Below are 18,414 nucleotides of genomic sequence, written 5' to 3'. Positions count from 1 at the left end.
GCAAGCGCCGTTAGCGACAGCCGGCAGGCAGGTAGCGCGGGTCGATGTCCGGGCTTTCGCAGGTCCAGCTGATCACGCCATCGCGGCCTTCGGCGATCAGTGCCAGTTGCTTGCCGCGAAGGGCCATGGGGGCGTTGCCGGCGAAGGTGGCCACCAGCACCGTGCCTTCGTCGATCGCCTGCACCTCGAAGCCGGCCAGGTTGCTGGTGGCATAGGCGCCGGCTTCCTTGAGGCCGGCTTCGGTGTTGTCCTGCGGCCAGGCGCGGTTGCGGCCGATTGCGTCCAGCACCTGCTGCTTGAGCGGTTCGGCCTGGGCCAGTGCGCTGGCCACCTGCGAGCGCACCACGTACATCTGGTAGGCGGGCAATGCCACGGCGGCCATGATGAAGGCAAACGGCACGACCATGACCACCCAGAACACCGCCTTGGGTGGCTTGGCCAGGGTCTGGCCGGTCTGCTGCCACCGAGCCAGCCAGGTCAGCTGGCCCTGCAGGTACCAGGTGTTGAAGAAGAACAGGGTGATGCCGCCGATCCGCATCGGAACCCGGTAGCCCGCCATCACCCGGCGGATCGTTCCGGCCATCGCGAAATAGGCACCCAGGAACAACACCACGTAGACGAGCTCCAGCAGCCAGCCCAGGCGCTCCATGGTGGTCGTGGGGGACGCCTCGTCGGCCGGGGCGCCGGCCGCGGCGAGGAAATACCCGACGAAATAGCAGGTCAGGGCAGCGCCCAGCATGGGCGTCGCGCGGCTTCCCGGGTCGATCTTGCGCACCCAGTTGGCCTGGATGAACGGCCAGACGATCGCGAAGATGCCGAGAGTGACGATGCTGAGCAGGAACACCCAGCCCCAGTGCAGCGAGGGCGGCGTCGGCAGGGCGGCGCGATCGGCCGCCTCCCTGTGCCACTGCCCGGCGTCCCGGTCCATGAGCCCGGGTATCGTATCGGTGCGTTCCATGTTGTCCCCCTTGTCCCGCCGCGCAGATTAAGCGGGCGTCTCGCGCCGTCGCAAGCGACGGTGCCCGCCGGCGAATGGACTGCTATCGTGATGGGCCGCCCCTTATCGATTCCTAGCCCGTGATCTCCCGAGACCAATTCGACGCGCTGGCCGCCCAGGGCCACACGCGCATCCCGCTGGTGCGCGAGGTGTTCTCCGACCTCGACACGCCGCTGTCGGTGTACCTGAAGCTTGCCGACGGGCCGTACACCTTCCTGTTCGAATCGGTCGAGGGCGGCGCCACCTGGGGCCGCTATTCGATCATCGGCCTGCCGGCCAGGCGCGTGTACCGCCTGCGTGGGCACGAGCTGGAAGTGGAAGACGCCGGCGAGGTCATCGAACGTCGCCGCCTCGACGACCCGCTGGGCGAAATCGAGACGCTGCGCGCGCAGTACTCGGTGCCGCGCCTGCCCGAGCTGCCCGCCTTCACCGGTGGCCTGGTCGGCTATTTCGGGTTCGAGACGATCGGCTACATCGAGCCACGCCTGGCGCAGTGGGACCGGCCCGACGAACTGGGCACGCCCGACGTGCTGTTGATGCTGGCCGAGGAAGTGGCCGTCTTCGACAACCTCAAGGGCCGCCTGTACCTGATCGTGCACGCCGACCCCTCGCAGCCGCAGGCGTACGCGCAGGCGCAGCGGCGGCTCGACGCGCTGGTCTACCGCCTGCGCCAGGGCGGCGCGGCGTATCCCCAGTTGACCCAGTCCACCGCGCTGGACGAGGGCGACTTCAAGTCCTCCTTCACCAAGGCGGAGTTCGAGGCGATGGTGGAGAAGGCCAAGGAATACATCCGAGCCGGCGACATCTTCCAGGTGGTGCCCTCGCAGCGCCTGAGCGTCGGCTTCAACGCGCGGCCGGTGGACGTGTATCGCGCGCTGCGTGCGTTGAACCCTTCGCCCTACATGTACTTCGTCGACCTGGGCAGCACGCAGATCGTCGGCTCCTCGCCGGAAATCCTGGCGCGCCTGAAGGACGGCAAGGTCCTCGTGCGACCGCTCGCCGGCACGCGCAAGCGTGGCGCCACGGAAGAAGAAGATGCGGCGCTGGAGGCCGAGCTGCTCGCCGATCCGAAGGAGCGCGCCGAGCACGTCATGCTGATCGACCTGGGCCGCAACGACATCGGCCGCATCAGCGAGACCGGCACCGTCGAGGTCAGCGAATCGTTCGTGATCGAGCGCTACTCGCACGTCATGCACATCGTCTCGCAGGTGCAGGGCAACGCGCGTCCGGGCCTGTCCTACATGGACGTGCTCAAGGCCACTTTTCCCGCCGGCACACTCTCCGGCGCGCCGAAGATCCGCGCGCTGGAAATCATCCAGGAGCTCGAACCCTACAAGCGCAACATCTACGCCGGCGCGATCGGCTGGATCGGCTGGTGGGGCGATGCGGACACCGCCATCGCGATCCGCACCGCGGTGATCCAGGACGGCCGCCTGCACGTGCAGGCTGGCGCGGGCATCGTCTACGACTCCGACCCGGCCGCCGAGTGGGAGGAGACGATGAGCAAGGGCCGTGCGCTGTTCCGCGCGGTGGCGCAGGCGGCTAAGGGCCTCTGAACCTCGCGAAGATCCAACGCTCCCTCGCCCCGCCGGGGAGAGGGCTGGGGTGAGGGGTGGGCTGGCCCGGCTGTGGAATGGGTCCGGGCTCTGCTTCCGGGCCGCCCGCACCTCCGGTCCGCACCGCCCCGCTCTTGCAGGAGCCCACTTGTGGGCGATGTGCTGGGATTCGCGAAGAGCATCGCCCACAAGTGGGCTTCTACAAAGGCTCCCCGTAGCGGTGCGCACGGCACCTTCCCGCTTGCCTGGCCGCAAGAACTTTCGCTCGCGCCCGTGACTTCCGGCAGGGAGGATGCCGGTTGCAACGTTATATCGTTTCGGCCCTCGTTGCCCGCCGAAACCGCATCGCATGATCAAGCCGTCCACTGCCGTGCTGGCCTCGCTCCTGTTGGCCGGATGCACAGTGGGTCCGGACTTCCAGCGGCCGGCGGCGCCGACCGTCCACGGCTACACCGCCGCGCCGGTCACGGCGACGGTCGCGAGCACCGGTGTCGCCGGCGGCGCCTCCCAGCACTTCGACCGGGGCGGTGACATCCCCGCGCAGTGGTGGCAGCTGTTCCATTCGCAGCCGCTCGATGCGCTGATCAAGCAGGCGCTTGCCAGCAATCCCGACCTCAAGGCCGCGCAGGCCGCATTGCTGGCGGCCAGGGAAAACGCGCTGGCCGGGCGCGGCGCGTACTACCCGAGCGTGGGCGTGGGCATCTCCGCCAACCGCCAGCAGGATCCACCGGGTGCGCTGGCGCCGGTGCCCAGCTCCAACGCTTCGCTGTACAACCTGCTCTCCGCGCAGGCCAGCGTGTCGTACGCGCCCGACGTGTTCGGCCTGAACCGGCGCGCGGTGGAATCGCTCGACGCGCAGGCACAGGCCGCGCGCTACGAGATGATCGCCACCGACATGGCGCTGGCGGCGAACGTGGCGGTGACGGCGATCCAGGCTGCCTCGTTGCGTGACCAGGTCCAGGCCACGCAGGAGCTGGCCGGCATCGATGCGCACGTGCTCTCGATCATGCGCTACCAGTTGGCCAGGGGTTACATCGGCCGGCTCGACGTGGCCGCGCAGGAAACCCAGTTGGCGCAGGTCAACGCCTCGCTGCCGGCGTTGCGCACGCAGCTCGCGCAGCAGCAGCACCGGCTGGCGGTACTGGCCGGGCATTTCCCGGGCGAAGGTGCGGGCGCGACCTTCGCGCTGGCCGACCTGACGCTGCCCGAGCAACTGCCGCTCAGCCTGCCCTCCGCGCTGGTCGCGCAGCGGCCGGACGTGCTGCAGGCGCAGGCCAACCTGCACGCGGCCAGTGCGCAGATCGGCATCGCCATCGCCAACCGGTTGCCCAACCTCACGCTGAGCGCCGATGCCGGCAGCACGGCGCTGGCGATCGGCCGCGTGTTCCAGTCGGGCACCGGGTTCTGGGGGCTGGGCGCCGCGCTTGCCGCGCCGCTGTTCGATGGCGGCTCCCTCAAGCACCAGGAGCGCGCGGCGAAGGCCGCCTATACGCAGGCGGCCGAGCAGTACCGTGGCACCGTCCTTGCCGCCTTCGAGGACGTCGTCGACACGCTGACCGCGCTGCAGCAGGACGCCCAGGCGCTGCAGGCCGCCGCAGCGGCCGACCAGGCGGCCAAGGTCACGCTGGATCTGTCGCAGCGGCAGTGGAAGGACGGCTACGCCGGCTACCTCGCCGTGCTCGACGCCGAACAGGCCGCGCTGCAAGCGCGCATCGGCCTAATGCAGGCGCAGGCCAGCCGCTATGCCGACACCGTGGCGTTGTTCCAGGCGCTCGGTGGCGGCTGGTGGAACCGCACCGACCTGACGCAGGGCGATGCGCCTGCCGCTTCCATCACGCTTCCGACCAAGGGTGACCATGAACATTGACGCTCGCGCGATGACGCGCGTGCGGCTTGCCGCCACGACGCTGGCGCTGGCCGGCCTGCTCGCCGGCTGCGGCTCGCACATCTCCGCGCCGCCGGCCGCCGATACGCCGCACAACCCGATGCTGACCACTGCGCAGCGCCGGCACATCACCCTCGACACGGTGGCCCTCGCGCCGTTCCACAAGGCGATCGAGGCGACCGGCGTGGTCGACTTCGACAACGACCAGGCGACCCAGGTGCTGGCGCCGTTCTCCGGTCCGGTCACGCAACTGCTGGTGAGTGCCGGCCAGCACGTCACCAAGGGCCAGCCGCTGGCGCGCGTCGACTCGCCCGACTTTGCCGCCGCCGTGGGCGCCTACGGCAAGGCGCTGGTCGCCGCGCGCAACGCGCACCGTCTCGCCGACGCGGACCGCGACCTGAGCGAACACGAAAGCCTGCCACGACGCGAGCTCGAGCAGGCCCAGGCCGACGCCGCCAGCGCCGAGGCCGACCGCGACGCCGCGCTGCAGGCGCTGCTCGCGCTGGGCGCCGATGCGCCGACGATAAAGGCGATCCAGGCCGGCCAGCCGCTGTCGCGCATCCAGGCGATGATCCGCGCGCCGGTCGCCGGCACCGTGGCGGAGAAACTCATCACGCCCGGCCAGCTGCTGCAGGCCGGCAGCACCGCCTGCTTCACCGTGGCCGACCTCTCGCGCCTGTGGGTGATGGCGCAGGTGGCGCCGGCCGAGTCGGGCGGGGTAGCCGTGGGCGATCCCGCCACCATCGACGCCGGCGGCGCCGGCACGCTGCGGGGCAGGGTGGACAACATCGGCGCGGTGGTCGATCCGGACACGCGCGCGATTCCGGTGCGCGTGCTGGTGGAGAACGCCAGCGGCCAACTGAAGAAACAGATGTACGTGCGTGTGCGGATCGAATCGGGCCAGACGGAACGCGGGTTGCTGGTGCCGGCGTCGGCGGTCCTGCGTGACGAGCAGAACCTGCCGTTCGTCTACGTCGCGCAGCCCGACGGCAGCTTCGCCCGCCGCGGCGTGGCGCTCGGCTACCGCGCGGGCGACCGCTACCAGGTGTCCGAGGGACTCCACGCCGGCGATCGCGTGGTCGCGCAGGGTGGCCTGTTCGTCCAGTTCATGCAGAACCAATGAGCGAGCACCTGCCTCCGATGCCGCCGCGCTCGGCGTCGCTGATGAACCGTCTCATCGGCGCCTCGCTGGCGCAGCGTTTCCTGGTCGCGCTGTTGACGCTGGTGCTCGTCGGCGCCGGCATCCGCGCGCTGCAACGCCTGCCGGTCGATGCCTATCCGGATCTCTCGCCGCCCAGCGTCGACATCGTCACGCAGTGGCCCGGGCACACCGCCGAGGAGGTCGAGCGGCTGATCACCGTGCCGGTCGAACGCGGCATGACCGGCATCCCCAGGACCACCAGCACGCGCTCGGTTTCGCTGTACGGTCTGTCCGACGTCACCCTGAACTTCGCCAGCGGCAGCGACTACGCGCAGGACCGCCAGGAAGTGTTCAACCGCCTCGGTGACCTGGAGCTTCCCGATGGCACCGTGCCGTCGGTGTCGCCGATGTCCTCGCCCTCGGGGCTGATCTACCGCTACGTGCTGCAGAGCTCCGACCGCACGCCGACCGAACTGAAAACCTTCGAGGACTGGGTGGTCGAACCGCAGTACCGCGCCGTCCCCGGCGTGGCGGACGACTCAGGCTTCGGCGGCGGCACTCTGCAATACCAGGTGCTGCTCGACCCGCTGAAGCTTGCCGGGGTGGGCATGACCGCCACACAGGTGCAGGCGGCGCTGGCGGCCAACAACGCCAATGCCGGCGGCGGCTTCTACGCGCAGGGCGGGCAGTTCTATTACGTGCGCGGCGAAGGCCGCCTGCGCTCGCTGGAAGACATCGGCAACGTGGTGCTGGCCGTGCACGACGGCAAGCCGGTGCTGGTCAGGGACGTCGGCCGCGTGACCACCGGCATCGCACCGCGGTTGGGCGAATTCGGCTACGAAGGCCAGGACGACGCGGTCGAGGGCGTGATCTCGCTGCGCACCGGCGAGAAGACCCAGGACGTGCTCGAGCGCGTCGAGGCGAAGACGAAGGAACTCAACGAACGCATCCTGCCGCCGGACATCAAGGTCCACGCCTTCTACGACCGCAGCGACCTGGTCGCGCTGACCGTGCAGATCGTGCGCGAGAACCTCGTGCGCGGCATGCTGCTGGTGGTCGTGGTGCTGATCTTCTTCCTCTACGACCTGCGTGCTGGCCTGATCGTCGCCGCCACCATCCCGCTGGCACTGCTGTTCGCCTTCACCTGCCTGGACCTGCAGGGCGCCTCGGCGAACCTGCTCTCGATCGGCGCGATCGACTTCGGCATCCTGGTCGATGCGGCCGTGGTGATGGTGGAGAACATCTACCGCCAGATCGCCGACCGCGAGGGCCGCGACTTCGACGTCATCGAGGTCATCCGCGACGCCGCCGCCGAGGTGGACCGGCCGCTGTTCTACGCTGTGGCGGTGATCGTGGTCAGCTTCCTGCCGATCTACGTGCTGTCGGGCCCCTCCGGCACGCTGTTCAAGCCGATGGCCGACACCATGGTGTTTGCGCTGGCCGGCTCGCTGATCGTCACGCTGACGCTGCTGCCGGTGTTGTGCTCGTGGTTCATGCGCAAGGGCGTGCGCGAGCGGCGCAACGCGATCTTCGAGGCGATCAAACGCTCTTATGCGCAAGGCCTGGACGTCTGCCTCGCGCACGCGCGCGGCACCATCGTCGCCTCGGCGTTGCTGCTGGGCGCATCGTTGCTGCTGACTCCCGCCATCGGCGCCGAGTTCATGCCGCACCTGGACGAAGGCGCGCTGTGGGTGCGCGCGACCATGCCCTACACCATCTCGTTCGACGAGTCGGCCAGGATCACCCCACAGATTCGCGACATCCTCCACTCGTTCCCCGAAGTCACCACTGTGGCCTCCGAGCTCGGGCGGCCCGACGACGGCACCGACGCCACCGGCTTCTTCAACGTCGAGTTCTACGTGGCGCTCAAGCCGTACGACCAGTGGCACGGCGCCTACCGCAACAAGCCCGAGCTGATCGCGGCGATCAACAGGAAGCTGGCCGCCTTCCCGGGCATCATCTTCAACTACACGCAGCCGGCCGAGGATGCGGTGGACGAGGCCGAGACGGGCCTGAAGAGCGCGCTGGCGGTGAAGGTGTTCGGCCCGGACCTGGGCACGCTGGAGGCGAAGGGCAAGGCGATCAAGCACGTGCTCGAGCAGGTGCGCGGGATCCACGACGTCACGCTGGTTCAGGAGCTCGGCCAGCCGTCCCTGAGCATCGTCGTCGACCGCGCCGCGATCGCCCGCTACGGACTGAACGTGGACGACATCAACGGGCTGATCCAGACCGCCATCGGCGGCGATGTCGCCACGCAGGTCATCCAGGGCGAGAAGCAGTTCGACCTCGTCGTGCGGCTGGACAAGCCCTACCGCGACGGCCCCGAGGCGATCGGCAACATGCTGGTTGCCACGCCCGGCGGACAGCAGGTCCCGCTGAAGACGCTGGCGCACATCCAGGTGACCGACGGCGCGGCCTTCATCTACCGCGAGAACGACTCGCGCTACATCGGCGTGCAGTTCTCGGTCGAAGGCCGCGACCTGGCCGGTGCGGTGGAGGACGCCATGGCGCAGGTGAACAAACAGGTCAGGCTGCCGCAGGGCTATCGCGCCGACTGGGGCGGCGAATATTCGGAGTACACCGCCTCGCGCGCGCAGCTCAACATGATCGTGCCACTGACCCTGGCGCTGATTTTCCTGCTGCTGTTCACCCTGTACGGCAACTTCAAGTTCCCGCTCATCACCGTTGCCGGCGTGCTGCTGTCGGCCCCGGTCGGTGGCCTGCTGGCGCTATGGCTCACCGGCACGCCGTTCTCGGTGTCCTCGGGCATCGGCTTCCTGGCGCTGTTCGGCGTCTCGGTGCAAACCGCGGTGGTGTACATCTCCTATGTCAACGAGCTCAGGCGCAACGGCACGCCGCTGGCGGCGGCGATCCGCGAGGGCGCGATCCTGCGCCTGCGCCCGATCATGATGACCGCGCTGGTCGCCGCGCTCGGGCTCCTGCCGGCGGCGCTGGCCACCGGCGTGGGCACGGACACGCAGCGGCCGTTTGCGCTGGTGATTGTCAGCGGCCTGTTCACGCGCCTGCTGATCAGCGTGTTCCTGATGCCGGCGCTGTATGCGGTGGTGGCACGGCCAAAGGACCGGCTGGAGGTGTAGCGGGTCTGGCTACACTTCCGGTCCGGCCTTGACGGGAAGACACATGCAGCGAGACAAGCCACGGCACACCATCCCCGCGGTCCCGCGCAAGCGACGCCTGGCCGTGCTGCTGTTCGGCACGCTGATGCCCGCCGCCGCGGCGGCAGGCGACTGGCCGGACACACCGCTCGCGCGAACCGAGGCGCTGGCGTTGCTGCAGACACTCAATGCCGATCTGCTCAGCCATCCGAGTGCCACCCTCACGCTGGAACGCTGGTGCGGCGCGCACCGACTGACGACCACGCCCGAGGTCATCGCCCGGCGCGACCGCAAGGCGGACAAGCCGTTGCCCGAGGACCTGCGTCGCGCACTCGGTATCGGTGCCGACACGCCGGTGCGCTACCGCCGCGTGCAGCTCGCCTGCGGCGGACGCGTGCTGTCCGAGGCGGACAACTGGTACCTGCCAGGCCGCCTCACCGCAGCGATGAACCGGACGCTCGACCACGGCGACACACCGTTCGGCAAAGTCGTCGCCCCGCTGCACTTCCGCCGCCACACGCTTTCCGCGCAACTGCTGTGGTCGCCGCTGCCGCAGGGCTGGGAGATGCACGGCCTGCCGGCAGCCACCGGGCAGCCGCTGGCCATGCCGCACCACCTCCTGCAACACCGCACCCTGCTGGAGGATGCGCAGGGCCGCCCGTTCAGCGCGCTGGTGGAAACCTATACCGAACAGGTGCTCGCGTTTCCGCCGCCCGCGGCCGGAAGGCACGCCGACTGAGCGGCCGCGCCGCCCCGGGGTCGCATGGCATGCGACCCCGGGCGGCTATCATCGGCGCATGGCAGCACTTCCCCTTGACGACCTCACCCGTGGCCTGGCCGTGATTCGCGCCAGCCGCCTGGAAGCGCTGCTCGATCCGTTGGTGCAGTTGCTCGACGCCGTGCCGCCGGCCAACGTGCTGGCGCCGCAGACGGTGATCGCCGCGCATCCTGGCATGCGCCAGTGGTTGTCCGGCGCGCTGGCGCGCGCGCGCGGTCCGGGCGGGATCGTGGCCAACCTCGACATCCGCCTGCCCAGCGCGTGGCTGGACGACCTGGCCCGCACGCTGCTCGGCGAATCGGCCGTGGCCCTCGCGCCGTACCGCCGCGAGCGGCTGCGCTGGCGCATCCACGCCATGCTGGACGAGATCGACGACCCGCAGCTGCGCGGGTACCTCGCCGGCGGTGATCCGGCGCGTCGCCGCTACCAGCTCGCCGACCGCCTCGCCCGGCTCTACTCGCAATACCTGGTCTACCGCCCGGACTGGCTGCGCGCCTGGCAGGCCGGCCGCGACGACGTGCCCGAGCGCAGCTTCCTCGCGCCACTGTGGCGAGCGTTGCGCCGCGCGATCGACAAGCCGCATCGCGCCGAGGTGCTGGGCGAACTGCTGCAGAAGCTGCAGCGCGACGCACCCGCCGGCCTGCCGCGCGAACCGCTGCACGTGTTCGGCATCAGCCACCTCGCGCCGGCCGAACTGGCCGTGCTCGCCGCGGTGGCACGGCACCGGCTGGTGGTGCTCTACGTGCCCGATCCCTGCCGCGAGTACTGGGCCGGCCTGCGCGGCGAACGCGCGCAACTGCGCGAGCTCGCCCGCCGGCTGGACGAAGGCGAACGCGAGGAGGGCTGGTTCCTCGAGCGCATGGGCCATCCGCTGCTCGCCGACTGGGGCCGCCTGGGCCAGCACTTCATGCTTGCCCTCTCGGGCCAGGCCGAGATCCGCCTGGACGTGCGTCACTGGCAGGACGAGGACGCGCACGTGCCGCCCCGGCTCGCGCTGCTGCATCGCCTGCAGGAAAGCATCCGCCGGCTCGATCCGGCACTGCTGCGGCCCGGGCAGGGCGATGCCATGCACGACCGCTCGCTGCGCGTGCACCTGTGCCACACCCGCCTGCGCGAACTGGAAGTGCTGCGCGACGTGCTGCTCGACGCCCTGGCGCGCGACCCCACGCTGCAGCCGGCCGACATGGTGGTGATGGCGCCGGACATCGGCGCCTACGTGCCGTTGCTGCCAGCGGTCTTCGGCGAACCCGGCCGCGCGCAGGGACCGCTGCCCTACCACCTGGCCGACGTGGCGGTGGCGCGCGTGCATCCGCTGCTCGCCGCGTTCGACCGCCTGCTCGACACCCCGCAATCGCGCCTCACCGCGCCGCAGGTGCTCGACTTCCTGCAGACGCCGCCGATCGCCGCCGCGCTCGGCCTGGACGAAAGCGCGGTGGACCTGCTCGGCCAATGGCTGGGCGCGGCACGGGTGGCCTGGGGCCTGGACGGCGACTGGCGCGAGGCCTTCGGCGTGCCCGGCATCGAGGAATACACCTTCGCCTGGGGCATGGATCGCCTGCTGGCCGGCTACGTGATGGGCGAGGACGCCATCGCGGCCTTGCCCGATGGCGAGCTGTCGCCGGTCGCCGGCGCGCATGGCCCGCAAGCCGCTGCACTGGGCGCGCTCGACCGCCTGCTGCAGGAGCTGGCGGGGCTGCACCGCGATGCCACGCAGCCACGCAGCGCCTCGGCCTGGGCCGCGCGACTGGAGTCGCTGCTCGACGGGCTGTTCCGCGTCGACGCCGGCGACCATGCCGGCCATGAGGCGATGGGCCTGTTGCGCCGGATGATCCGCGCGACGGTCGCGGAAACCGAAGACAGCGGGCTGGACCCGGAACTGGATTTCACCGTGGTGCGCGAAGTGCTGCGCGAGCGCCTCGCCGCCACGCCGGAGCGCCAGCGCCTCCTGCTCGGCGGCATCACCTTCTGCGGCATGGTGCCCCAGCGCGCGATCCCGTTCCGCGTGATCGCCGTGCTCGGCCTGAACGACGGCGAGTTCCCGCGCAGCGCCAGCGACGCCGGGCTGGACCTCATGCTGCGCCATCCGCGCCTGGGCGATCGCGACGTGCGCAGCGACGACCGCTACCTGTTCCTGGAAACGGTGATGGCCGCGCGCGATGCGCTGCATCTGTCGTACCTGGGCGAGGGCGTGCGCGACGGCAAGCCGCGCAACCCGGCCGCGCCGCTGGCTGAGCTGCTCGCCCTGCTCGATGCCCAGGCGGGGCTGGCCGACATCGCCGCCGATGCCGACGACAAGGCGCGCGCCGAAGACCCGGCGGCCCCGGTGCGGCGGCCCTGGCGCGTGCGCCATCCGCTGCAGCCGTTCGACGCGCGCTATTTCGACGGCGGCGATCCGCGGCTGTTCTCCTACCAGTCCGCGTTCGCCGCGATGGTGCCCGGCGGTCGCCGCGCCGGCTTCCTGGTCGGCACCGACACGCTCGACGTGCTGCCGCTGGACACGCCGGTGCCGCTGCGCGAGCTGCTCGCCTGGTATCGCGATCCGGCCCGGCAACTGCTGCGCGGCCGTCTGGACGTCCGCCTGGATGCATTGGACGAGGACCGCCTCCGCGAGAGCGAGCCGCTGGAGCCCAAGTTCGAGGCGCTCGACCGGGTCGGCCGCCGCCTGCTGCTCGATGCGCTGGAGGCCGGGCTGGTGCTGCCGGCCGAACCGCCCGAGTGGCTGCGCCTGACCGGGCTGCTGCCGCCGGGCCGTGGCGGCATCGCCGCGTGGACCGCCGAACGCGAGCGCGCACAGGCGCTGCTGGAAGTGGCCCGCGAGCATCCGTTGTTCGCCGACGGCCTGCCGCCCCACCTGCCGGTCGCGCTGGAGCTGGACGTCGGCGGCGCGCGCGTCGAAGGCGAACTCGGGCGCGTCCACCAGCACGCGGGTACGCGCTGGGTGTTCGAGCTCTTCGTCGGCCGGAAGGAGGGCGACCTGGGCTTTCGCGAGCGCCTGCCGTTGTTCATCGAATGGGCGCTGCTGCGCCTGGTCACGCCGGCCGCCACGCCGGTGCGCCTGTGCCTGCTCGCCGAGGGCGAGCATCCCTGGCAGGAGCACATCAACGCGTGGGACGAGGCGCTGGTCGGTGCCTCCGCCGCCGAACAGGCCACGCTTCGTGCGGACCTCGAATCCCGCCTCGCCGTGCTGCTCGACCTCTGGCGCGAGGCCCAGCGCCAGCCCGCGCGCTACTTCCCCCGCACCAGCTGGGCGGTGGCGCAGTGCCTGAGCGGCGACAAACCGCCGAACTTCACCGCCTGGCTGGGCAACGACCGCAGCCACGGCGAGTGCGACTACGCGCCCGGCTACGCGCGCCTGCTCGCCGGCGACGTGCGCTTCGAGCCCGGCCAGCCCGAGTACGTGGCGCTGCTGGACACCGCCGCGCGGTTGTCGCGGCTGATCGAACTGGGAGTCCCCGCATGAGCGCGCCGCTGCGCGTGCACGACTGGCGCGAGTTGCCGCTGGCGCATGTCCCGGAGCAGGGTGGCCGCTGCCTGATCGAGGCGAGCGCCGGCACCGGCAAGACCTGGACCATCGCGGTGCTGTATCTGCGCCTGCTGCTGGAACAGTCGTTGAGCCCGCGCCAGATCGTGGTGACCACTTTCACCGACGCGGCCGCGCAGGAGCTGCGCGAACGCCTGCGCGCGAAACTGCGTGCTGCCGAGCGTCTGGCGCAGTCGCCCGGCGCGCCGGCCGATGGCCAGGACGAGGCCTGGCTGCAGGCGCGCTGGGCCGGCGATCCCTCGCGCGCCGCCGCCGACGCGTTGCGCCTGCGCCTGGCGCAGGCCGACCTCGATCTCGCTCCGGTCGGCACGCTGCACGGGCTGTGCCGGCGCATTCTCACCGACTTCCCGTTCGAATGCGGCAGCGCCTTCCGCCTGGGCGAACTGGTCCCCGGCCGCGCGCTGGACGATGAACTGATCGACGACCTGTGGCGGCAGCTCGGCCAGTCCGCCGGCGAACTCGCGCCGGGTGACCTCGCCTGGTGGCGGCAGGGCCTGGACAAGCTGCGCCGCACGTTGCGCGCGGTGATGCGGCCTGGTGTGAGCGTGCGGGTCGAAGCCGACGGCGGGACCGCCGAACTGATGCAGCCGGAGCAGGCGCAGGCGATTCGGGAATTCATCGGCGACGGCACGCCGTTCAAGCGCAGCAACAGCGCGCTGCTGACCGCGCTGCGCAAGCTCGCCGATTATCTCGAGGCCGGCGACCGCTCGACCCCCTTGCCGGATCTGTCCGACGCGCTCGGCAAGCCGCTGGACACGCAACTCAAGCCGGCCTTCGTGGAGGCGGCGCGGGACAGCGAGGTGCTCGCCTTCGCCCATCGTGCCGCCGCCATGCTGGCCGACCCGGACCTTCCGGCGCGCAGCGCCGCGCTTGCACGCTACCGCGGAGACCTTCTTGTACGCCGCGACGCGCGCCTGCGCGAGCGCGGCCAGCTCACCTTCGACGAGCTGATCGCCCAGGTGCACCACGCGCTTGCCACCCGCGGCGGCGTGCTCGCCGACCGGCTGTTCCGCGAATGGCCGGTCGCGCTGGTGGACGAATTCCAGGACACCGATCAGCAGCAGTACGCCATCCTCGACCGCATCTACCGCGACGACGAAGGCGCCACGCGAGGGCGGCTGGTGATGATCGGCGACCCGAAGCAGGCGATCTACCGCTTCCGCGGCGGCGACATCCATGCCTATCTGTCGGCTCGGCAGGACGTCGACGCCGAGCTGCGCCTGGACCGCAACTTCCGCTCCTCCGAAGCGCTGGTGGAAGGCTTCAACGAGCTCTATGCGCTGGCCGGGCCCGCGCTTTCGCAACGCACCGAGGGCGCCATCGCCTATGAGCGCGTCAGCGCGGGTCGCCCGGCGCGCGTGCTGCGCCATCGGGGCGAACCGGTTGCGCAGCCGCTCGCGCTGCACCTGTGCGCCGAGGTGCCGGTCAACAAGGACGCGCGCATCGCCTTCGCGCTGGACGCCTGCGCCAACCACGTGGCGCACCTGCTCGCGGACGACTGGCGCATCGACGACAAGCCGCTGCGGCCGGGCGACATCGCGGTGCTGCTGCCTACCAACGACCACGTCGCCGCCCTGCGCGAGCGCCTTCGCGAGCGCCACGTGCCGTGCGTCGGCGCCGGGCGCAGCAGCGTGTTCGCCACCGCGCTGGCCCGCGAGCTCCAGGTCGTGCTCTACGCGGTCGACCAGCCGGGCGACGAGGGCGCGCTGCGCGCGGCACTGGCCACGCGCCTGCTCGGCGTTGGCCTTGCCGAACTGGCCGCGCTGCGCGAGCGCCCCGATGACTGGCTGCGCCACGAGCAGCGCTTCGCGCTGTGGCACCGGCAGTGGCGCGAAGAAGGCGTGCTGGCGGTGGTGCAGTCCCTGCTCCATCACGCCGCGCCGGCCCTGCTGGCCACGCCCGCGGGCGAGCGCGCGCTGACCGACCTTCGCCACTTGGGCGAACTCCTGCAACAGGCCGAGGACGAGCATCCCGGCCGCGAGCAGCTGCTCGCGTGGCTCGCCCAGCAACGCGGCGGCGAGGGCGCGGCGAGCGACGACGCGGCGGAGGAGCAGCAGCTGCGCATCGAATCGGACGCGCGCCGGGTGCGCCTGATGACGCTGCACGCGAGCAAGGGCCTGGAGTTTCCGCTGGTGCTGTTGCCGCTGATGTGGGCGCAGGAAGGCCGCGAAGAAAAACTGCCGCTCCGCTACGACCCCGCGACCGGCGGGCGCGAACTGGTGCTCGGCGGCCCGGGCCATGCCGATGCCTGTGGCGAAGTGGCGGCGGAGGACCAAAACGAACGCTTCCGCGTGCTCTACGTCGCGCTGACCCGCGCCGAGCTCGCCTGCCACGTTTACGTGATGGATCCGCAGCGTCCGACCAACGGCAGCGTGAAGCGCCCGCCGGCGGATCCGGCGCGTTCCGCGCTGGACGCTACCGTTGAGCGCCTGCTCGCCGCGAATGTTGGCGCCACGGCGCAGCACATGGCCTGGCTGGCCGACGACTGGCCCTGGCCCTATCCGGCGATCCCCGACGCGGCACCGCCGGCGACGCATGTGCGCCGGGCCCTGGCGCCGCCGCCGCCGCGGCCCATGCAGCAGTTGCACAGCTTCTCCACGCTGGCCCGGGTCCAAGCCGTCGGTGCGCTCGAAGAGCAATCGGCGAGCGACGAGGCGGCCTCGACGGAGATGCCGGACCCGACCGACGAGGCTGGCGCGGACATGCTGCCGGCGCCTGCGCCCGGCGAACCGGCATTGCTCGCGCTGGCGCCCTGGCGTGGCGCCGAATTCGGCAACGCGATGCACGCGGTGTTCGAACACCGCGAGGTCGGCGTGCCGGTGCTCCAGCAGCACGCACTGGTCGCGCGCTGCCTGCACGAAGCAGGCGTGAGACGCGGCGAGGAGCCGGCCGAGGTGCTGGTGCGCCGGCTGGCCGCGCGGGTGCAGGCGACGCTCGATGCGCCGCTCCTGCCCGGCCTCGCGCTGGGCGCGCTGCCGGCTTCGGCGCTGCGTGCCGAAATGGCGTTCCACTATGTGCTCGACGCGGTCTCGCTGGACGCGCTGCGCGAGGCCTGTGCGCGGCACGGCGAACCGGCGCTGGTGCCCCGCGCGCCGTTCGGCGCCCTGCGCGGGCTGATGACCGGCAAGATCGACCTGGTGTTCGAACATGCCGGGCGGTTCCACGTGCTCGACTACAAGAGCAACTGGTTGGGCGAGCGGCTGGATGCCTATGCGCCCGAACGCCTGCCGGCCGCGATGGACGCGCATCACTACCGCTTCCAGGCGCTGCTCTACACGGTGGCGCTGGACCGCCTGCTGCGCCAACGGCTGCCGGCGTATCGACGCGAGGCGCACCTGGGTGAGGCGATCTACCTGTTCGTGCGCGCCGTCGGCCTGGCTCCGGGCGCGGGCGTGTGGCGGCAGCGTTTTGACGATGCGCTGCTGGACGAGGTCGACGGCGTGCTGGCAGCACGCGTGGCAGAGCCGGCATGACGCGCTTCGATCGCCCAATGTCGCCGGATCGGCTCCCTCGCCGCGCCGGGGAGAGGGCGCCGAGCACTCGGCGGAGGAAGCCATGAGCCACTTCGACTTCCGCATCCGCGGCGACGAGCCCATCGAGACCGCCTGGCGCCCGCTCGATCGCACGCTGTGGCGCTGGGTGCGCGCGCACGGTGGTTCGCCGCGGCTGGCGGCGTTGGCTGCCTGGGCGTCCTTCGCCGACGGCGCGGGGGATACCGCGCTGCCGCTGCTCGGCGAGGATGCCGGCCGCCACGGGCTCGAGCCGCTCGCGCAGGACGAAGTCGAGGCGCTGCGCGACGAAGCGCTGGTGGGCGACGGTGCAGGCGTCACCCCGTTCGTACTTGATGCCACCGGTCGCCTGTATCTGCGGCGCAACTATGCCGACGAGCTGGCGGTCGCCGCGCTGATCCACCAGCGACTGCGCGACGGCCAGCCAGGTGCGGCCGATGACGACGCACTGGACGTGTTGTTCCACGGCGAGCGCGGCGCGGCGGTGAAGCGCCAGCGCGAGGCCGTGCGCGGCGTCGCCGGACGGCGGCTGTTCGTGCTCACCGGCGGACCGGGTACCGGCAAGACCACCACCGTGCTACGCATGCTGCTGATCCTCCAGCGCCAGGCGGCGCAGCCGCTGCGCATGGCCGTCGCCGCGCCGACCGGCAAGGCCGCCCAGCGCCTGCTGCAGTCGCTGCGCGCGGGCAAGCAGGGACTGCTCGATCACCCGCGCGCGCCGCTGCCTGCGGACTGGCAGCCGCTGCTCGAACGCATTCCCGACACCGAGGCGCTGACCCTGCACCGCCTGCTCGGCTACAGCCCGCGCAGCCACCGCTTCACCCGCGACCGCGAGCATCCGCTGGCGGCCGACGTGGTGGTGGTCGACGAGGCCTCGATGGTGGATCTCGCTCTCCTGCGCGCCCTGCTCGACGCGGTACGCCCGGACGCCACGCTGATCCTGGTCGGCGATGCCGACCAGCTCACCTCGGTCGCCGCCGGTTCGGTATTGATGGACCTGGTCGCCGTGCTCGAAGCCGAACGCTCCCCCGCGCTGGTACGGCTGGAACACAGCTTCCGCGCGGAGCGGCCGCTGGTGTCGCTCAACCGTGCCGTGCGCGCCGGCGACACCGCGGCGCTGGAAGCCACCTTCGGCGACCAGGTCCTTCGGCAGCCGGTCGCCGGCGGCGCGACGCTGCGGCAGGCGATCGAGGCGTGGGCCGACGCGCTCGCGGCACTTCCGATCCATCCGACGCTGCCGGCGGTACCGGGCGATGCGGATGATCCGGCGCAGGCGTCCACGGTACTCGCGGCGCTGCGCGAGCTCGCTTCGCGCCAGTTGCTGTGCGCGCTGCGCGAGGGCGAGTTCGGCGCGCTCGCCGCCAGCGCGCTGATCGAGCAGCGGCTCAAGCGCCGCTGGAACATGGCGGCCGACCGCGTGTGGTACCCGGGCCGGGCCGTGCTGATTACCCGCAACGACTACGCCAGCCGGCTGTTCAACGGCGACGTCGGCCTGTGCCTGGCCGACGCGGAGGGTCGACTGCGAGTGTGGTTCGAAAGCGCGGGCAGCGACGACCTGGCCGGCGTGCGCAGCCTCAGCCCCGGCGCACTGCCGGCGCACGAAAGTGCGTTCGCGATCACGATCCACAAGTCGCAGGGCTCGGAATACGCCCGCGTGGCGGTGCTGCTGCCGCCCGATCCCGCTCATCGCATCCTGTCGCGCCAGTTGCTCTACACCGGCGTATCGCGTGCGCGGCAGATGGTGGAGCTGTGGGCGGGCGAGGCGACCCTTCGCGCCGCGCTGGCGTTGCCGGTGCGCCGCGCAGGCGGCCTGGCCGACCGGCTCGCAGGCGTGCCGTCCAGCGGCGAGCCGCAGCAGCTGGCGTTGCTGTAGTCCGGCGCGAGAGCGTGC

Annotated in this window: 9 protein-coding genes; 8 read left to right on the top strand and 1 reads right to left on the bottom strand. The window is 71.3% G+C overall.

The features are described from left to right. Positions 1–10 precede the first annotated feature (10 nt). Positions 11–958: a pilin gene (locus ACFWZ4_RS06325; RefSeq protein WP_439703882.1), complete on the bottom strand. Its 948-nt coding sequence runs from the start codon at positions 956–958 to the stop codon at positions 11–13. A gap of 119 nt (positions 959–1,077) precedes the next feature. Here ACFWZ4_RS06325 and trpE point away from each other — a divergent pair, with 119 nt between their 5' ends. From trpE to recD, 8 genes are all read left to right on the top strand, one after another. Next, positions 1,078–2,553, top strand: coding sequence for an anthranilate synthase component I (gene trpE / locus ACFWZ4_RS06320; protein ID WP_439703881.1), 1,476 nt, complete (start codon positions 1,078–1,080; stop codon positions 2,551–2,553). Positions 2,554–2,902: 349 nt separating this feature from the next. Continuing rightward, positions 2,903–4,420 carry an efflux transporter outer membrane subunit gene (locus ACFWZ4_RS06315; RefSeq protein ID WP_439703880.1) on the top strand — a complete coding sequence of 506 codons (1,518 nt, stop codon included), beginning with the start codon at positions 2,903–2,905 and terminating at the stop codon, positions 4,418–4,420. After that, positions 4,410–5,561, top strand: coding sequence for an efflux RND transporter periplasmic adaptor subunit (locus ACFWZ4_RS06310; RefSeq protein ID WP_439703879.1), 1,152 nt, complete (start codon positions 4,410–4,412; stop codon positions 5,559–5,561). The genes ACFWZ4_RS06315 and ACFWZ4_RS06310 overlap by 11 nt, the downstream gene beginning before the upstream one ends. Positions 5,562–5,602: 41 nt before the next feature. After that, the gene (locus ACFWZ4_RS06305; protein ID WP_439703878.1) at positions 5,603–8,677 is read left to right on the top strand and encodes an efflux RND transporter permease subunit; all 3,075 of its coding nucleotides are present in this window, start codon (positions 5,603–5,605) and stop codon (positions 8,675–8,677) included. A gap of 43 nt (positions 8,678–8,720) precedes the next feature. After that, entirely contained in the window at positions 8,721–9,434 is a 714-nt protein-coding gene (locus ACFWZ4_RS06300) for a hypothetical protein (protein ID WP_439703877.1), read from the top strand. 58 nt (positions 9,435–9,492) lie between these two features. Beyond that, the gene (gene recC / locus ACFWZ4_RS06295) at positions 9,493–12,933 is read left to right on the top strand and encodes an exodeoxyribonuclease V subunit gamma (RefSeq protein WP_439703876.1); all 3,441 of its coding nucleotides are present in this window, start codon (positions 9,493–9,495) and stop codon (positions 12,931–12,933) included. Next, the gene (locus ACFWZ4_RS06290) at positions 12,930–16,487 is read left to right on the top strand and encodes a UvrD-helicase domain-containing protein (protein ID WP_439703875.1); all 3,558 of its coding nucleotides are present in this window, start codon (positions 12,930–12,932) and stop codon (positions 16,485–16,487) included. The genes recC and ACFWZ4_RS06290 overlap by 4 nt, the downstream gene beginning before the upstream one ends. A gap of 82 nt (positions 16,488–16,569) precedes the next feature. Continuing rightward, positions 16,570–18,396 (top strand): exodeoxyribonuclease V subunit alpha, encoded by a 1,827-nt coding sequence (gene recD, locus ACFWZ4_RS06285; RefSeq protein ID WP_439703874.1) that lies wholly within the window; start codon positions 16,570–16,572, stop codon positions 18,394–18,396. The last annotated feature ends 18 nt before the right edge of the window (positions 18,397–18,414 follow it).

It is taken from the genome of Frateuria sp. GZRe12 (assembly GCF_051900535.1).
Classification (GTDB): Bacteria; Pseudomonadota; Gammaproteobacteria; order Xanthomonadales; family Rhodanobacteraceae; genus Frateuria_A.
Note: the sequence above shows the minus strand (reverse complement) of the source record. Positions and strands in the feature narration are given on the sequence as shown.

Coding starts and splice junctions, on each gene's coding strand:
- ACFWZ4_RS06290 (WP_439703875.1), top strand. CDS start 12,930: ATGAGCGCGCCGCTGCGCGTGCACGACTGGCGCGAGTTGCCGCTGGCG.
- ACFWZ4_RS06310 (WP_439703879.1), top strand. CDS start 4,410: ATGAACATTGACGCTCGCGCGATGACGCGCGTGCGGCTTGCCGCCACG.
- recD (WP_439703874.1), top strand. CDS start 16,570: ATGAGCCACTTCGACTTCCGCATCCGCGGCGACGAGCCCATCGAGACC.
- recC (WP_439703876.1), top strand. CDS start 9,493: ATGGCAGCACTTCCCCTTGACGACCTCACCCGTGGCCTGGCCGTGATT.
- ACFWZ4_RS06300 (WP_439703877.1), top strand. CDS start 8,721: ATGCAGCGAGACAAGCCACGGCACACCATCCCCGCGGTCCCGCGCAAG.
- ACFWZ4_RS06325 (WP_439703882.1), bottom strand. CDS start 958: ATGGAACGCACCGATACGATACCCGGGCTCATGGACCGGGACGCCGGG.
- ACFWZ4_RS06315 (WP_439703880.1), top strand. CDS start 2,903: ATGATCAAGCCGTCCACTGCCGTGCTGGCCTCGCTCCTGTTGGCCGGA.
- ACFWZ4_RS06305 (WP_439703878.1), top strand. CDS start 5,603: ATGAACCGTCTCATCGGCGCCTCGCTGGCGCAGCGTTTCCTGGTCGCG.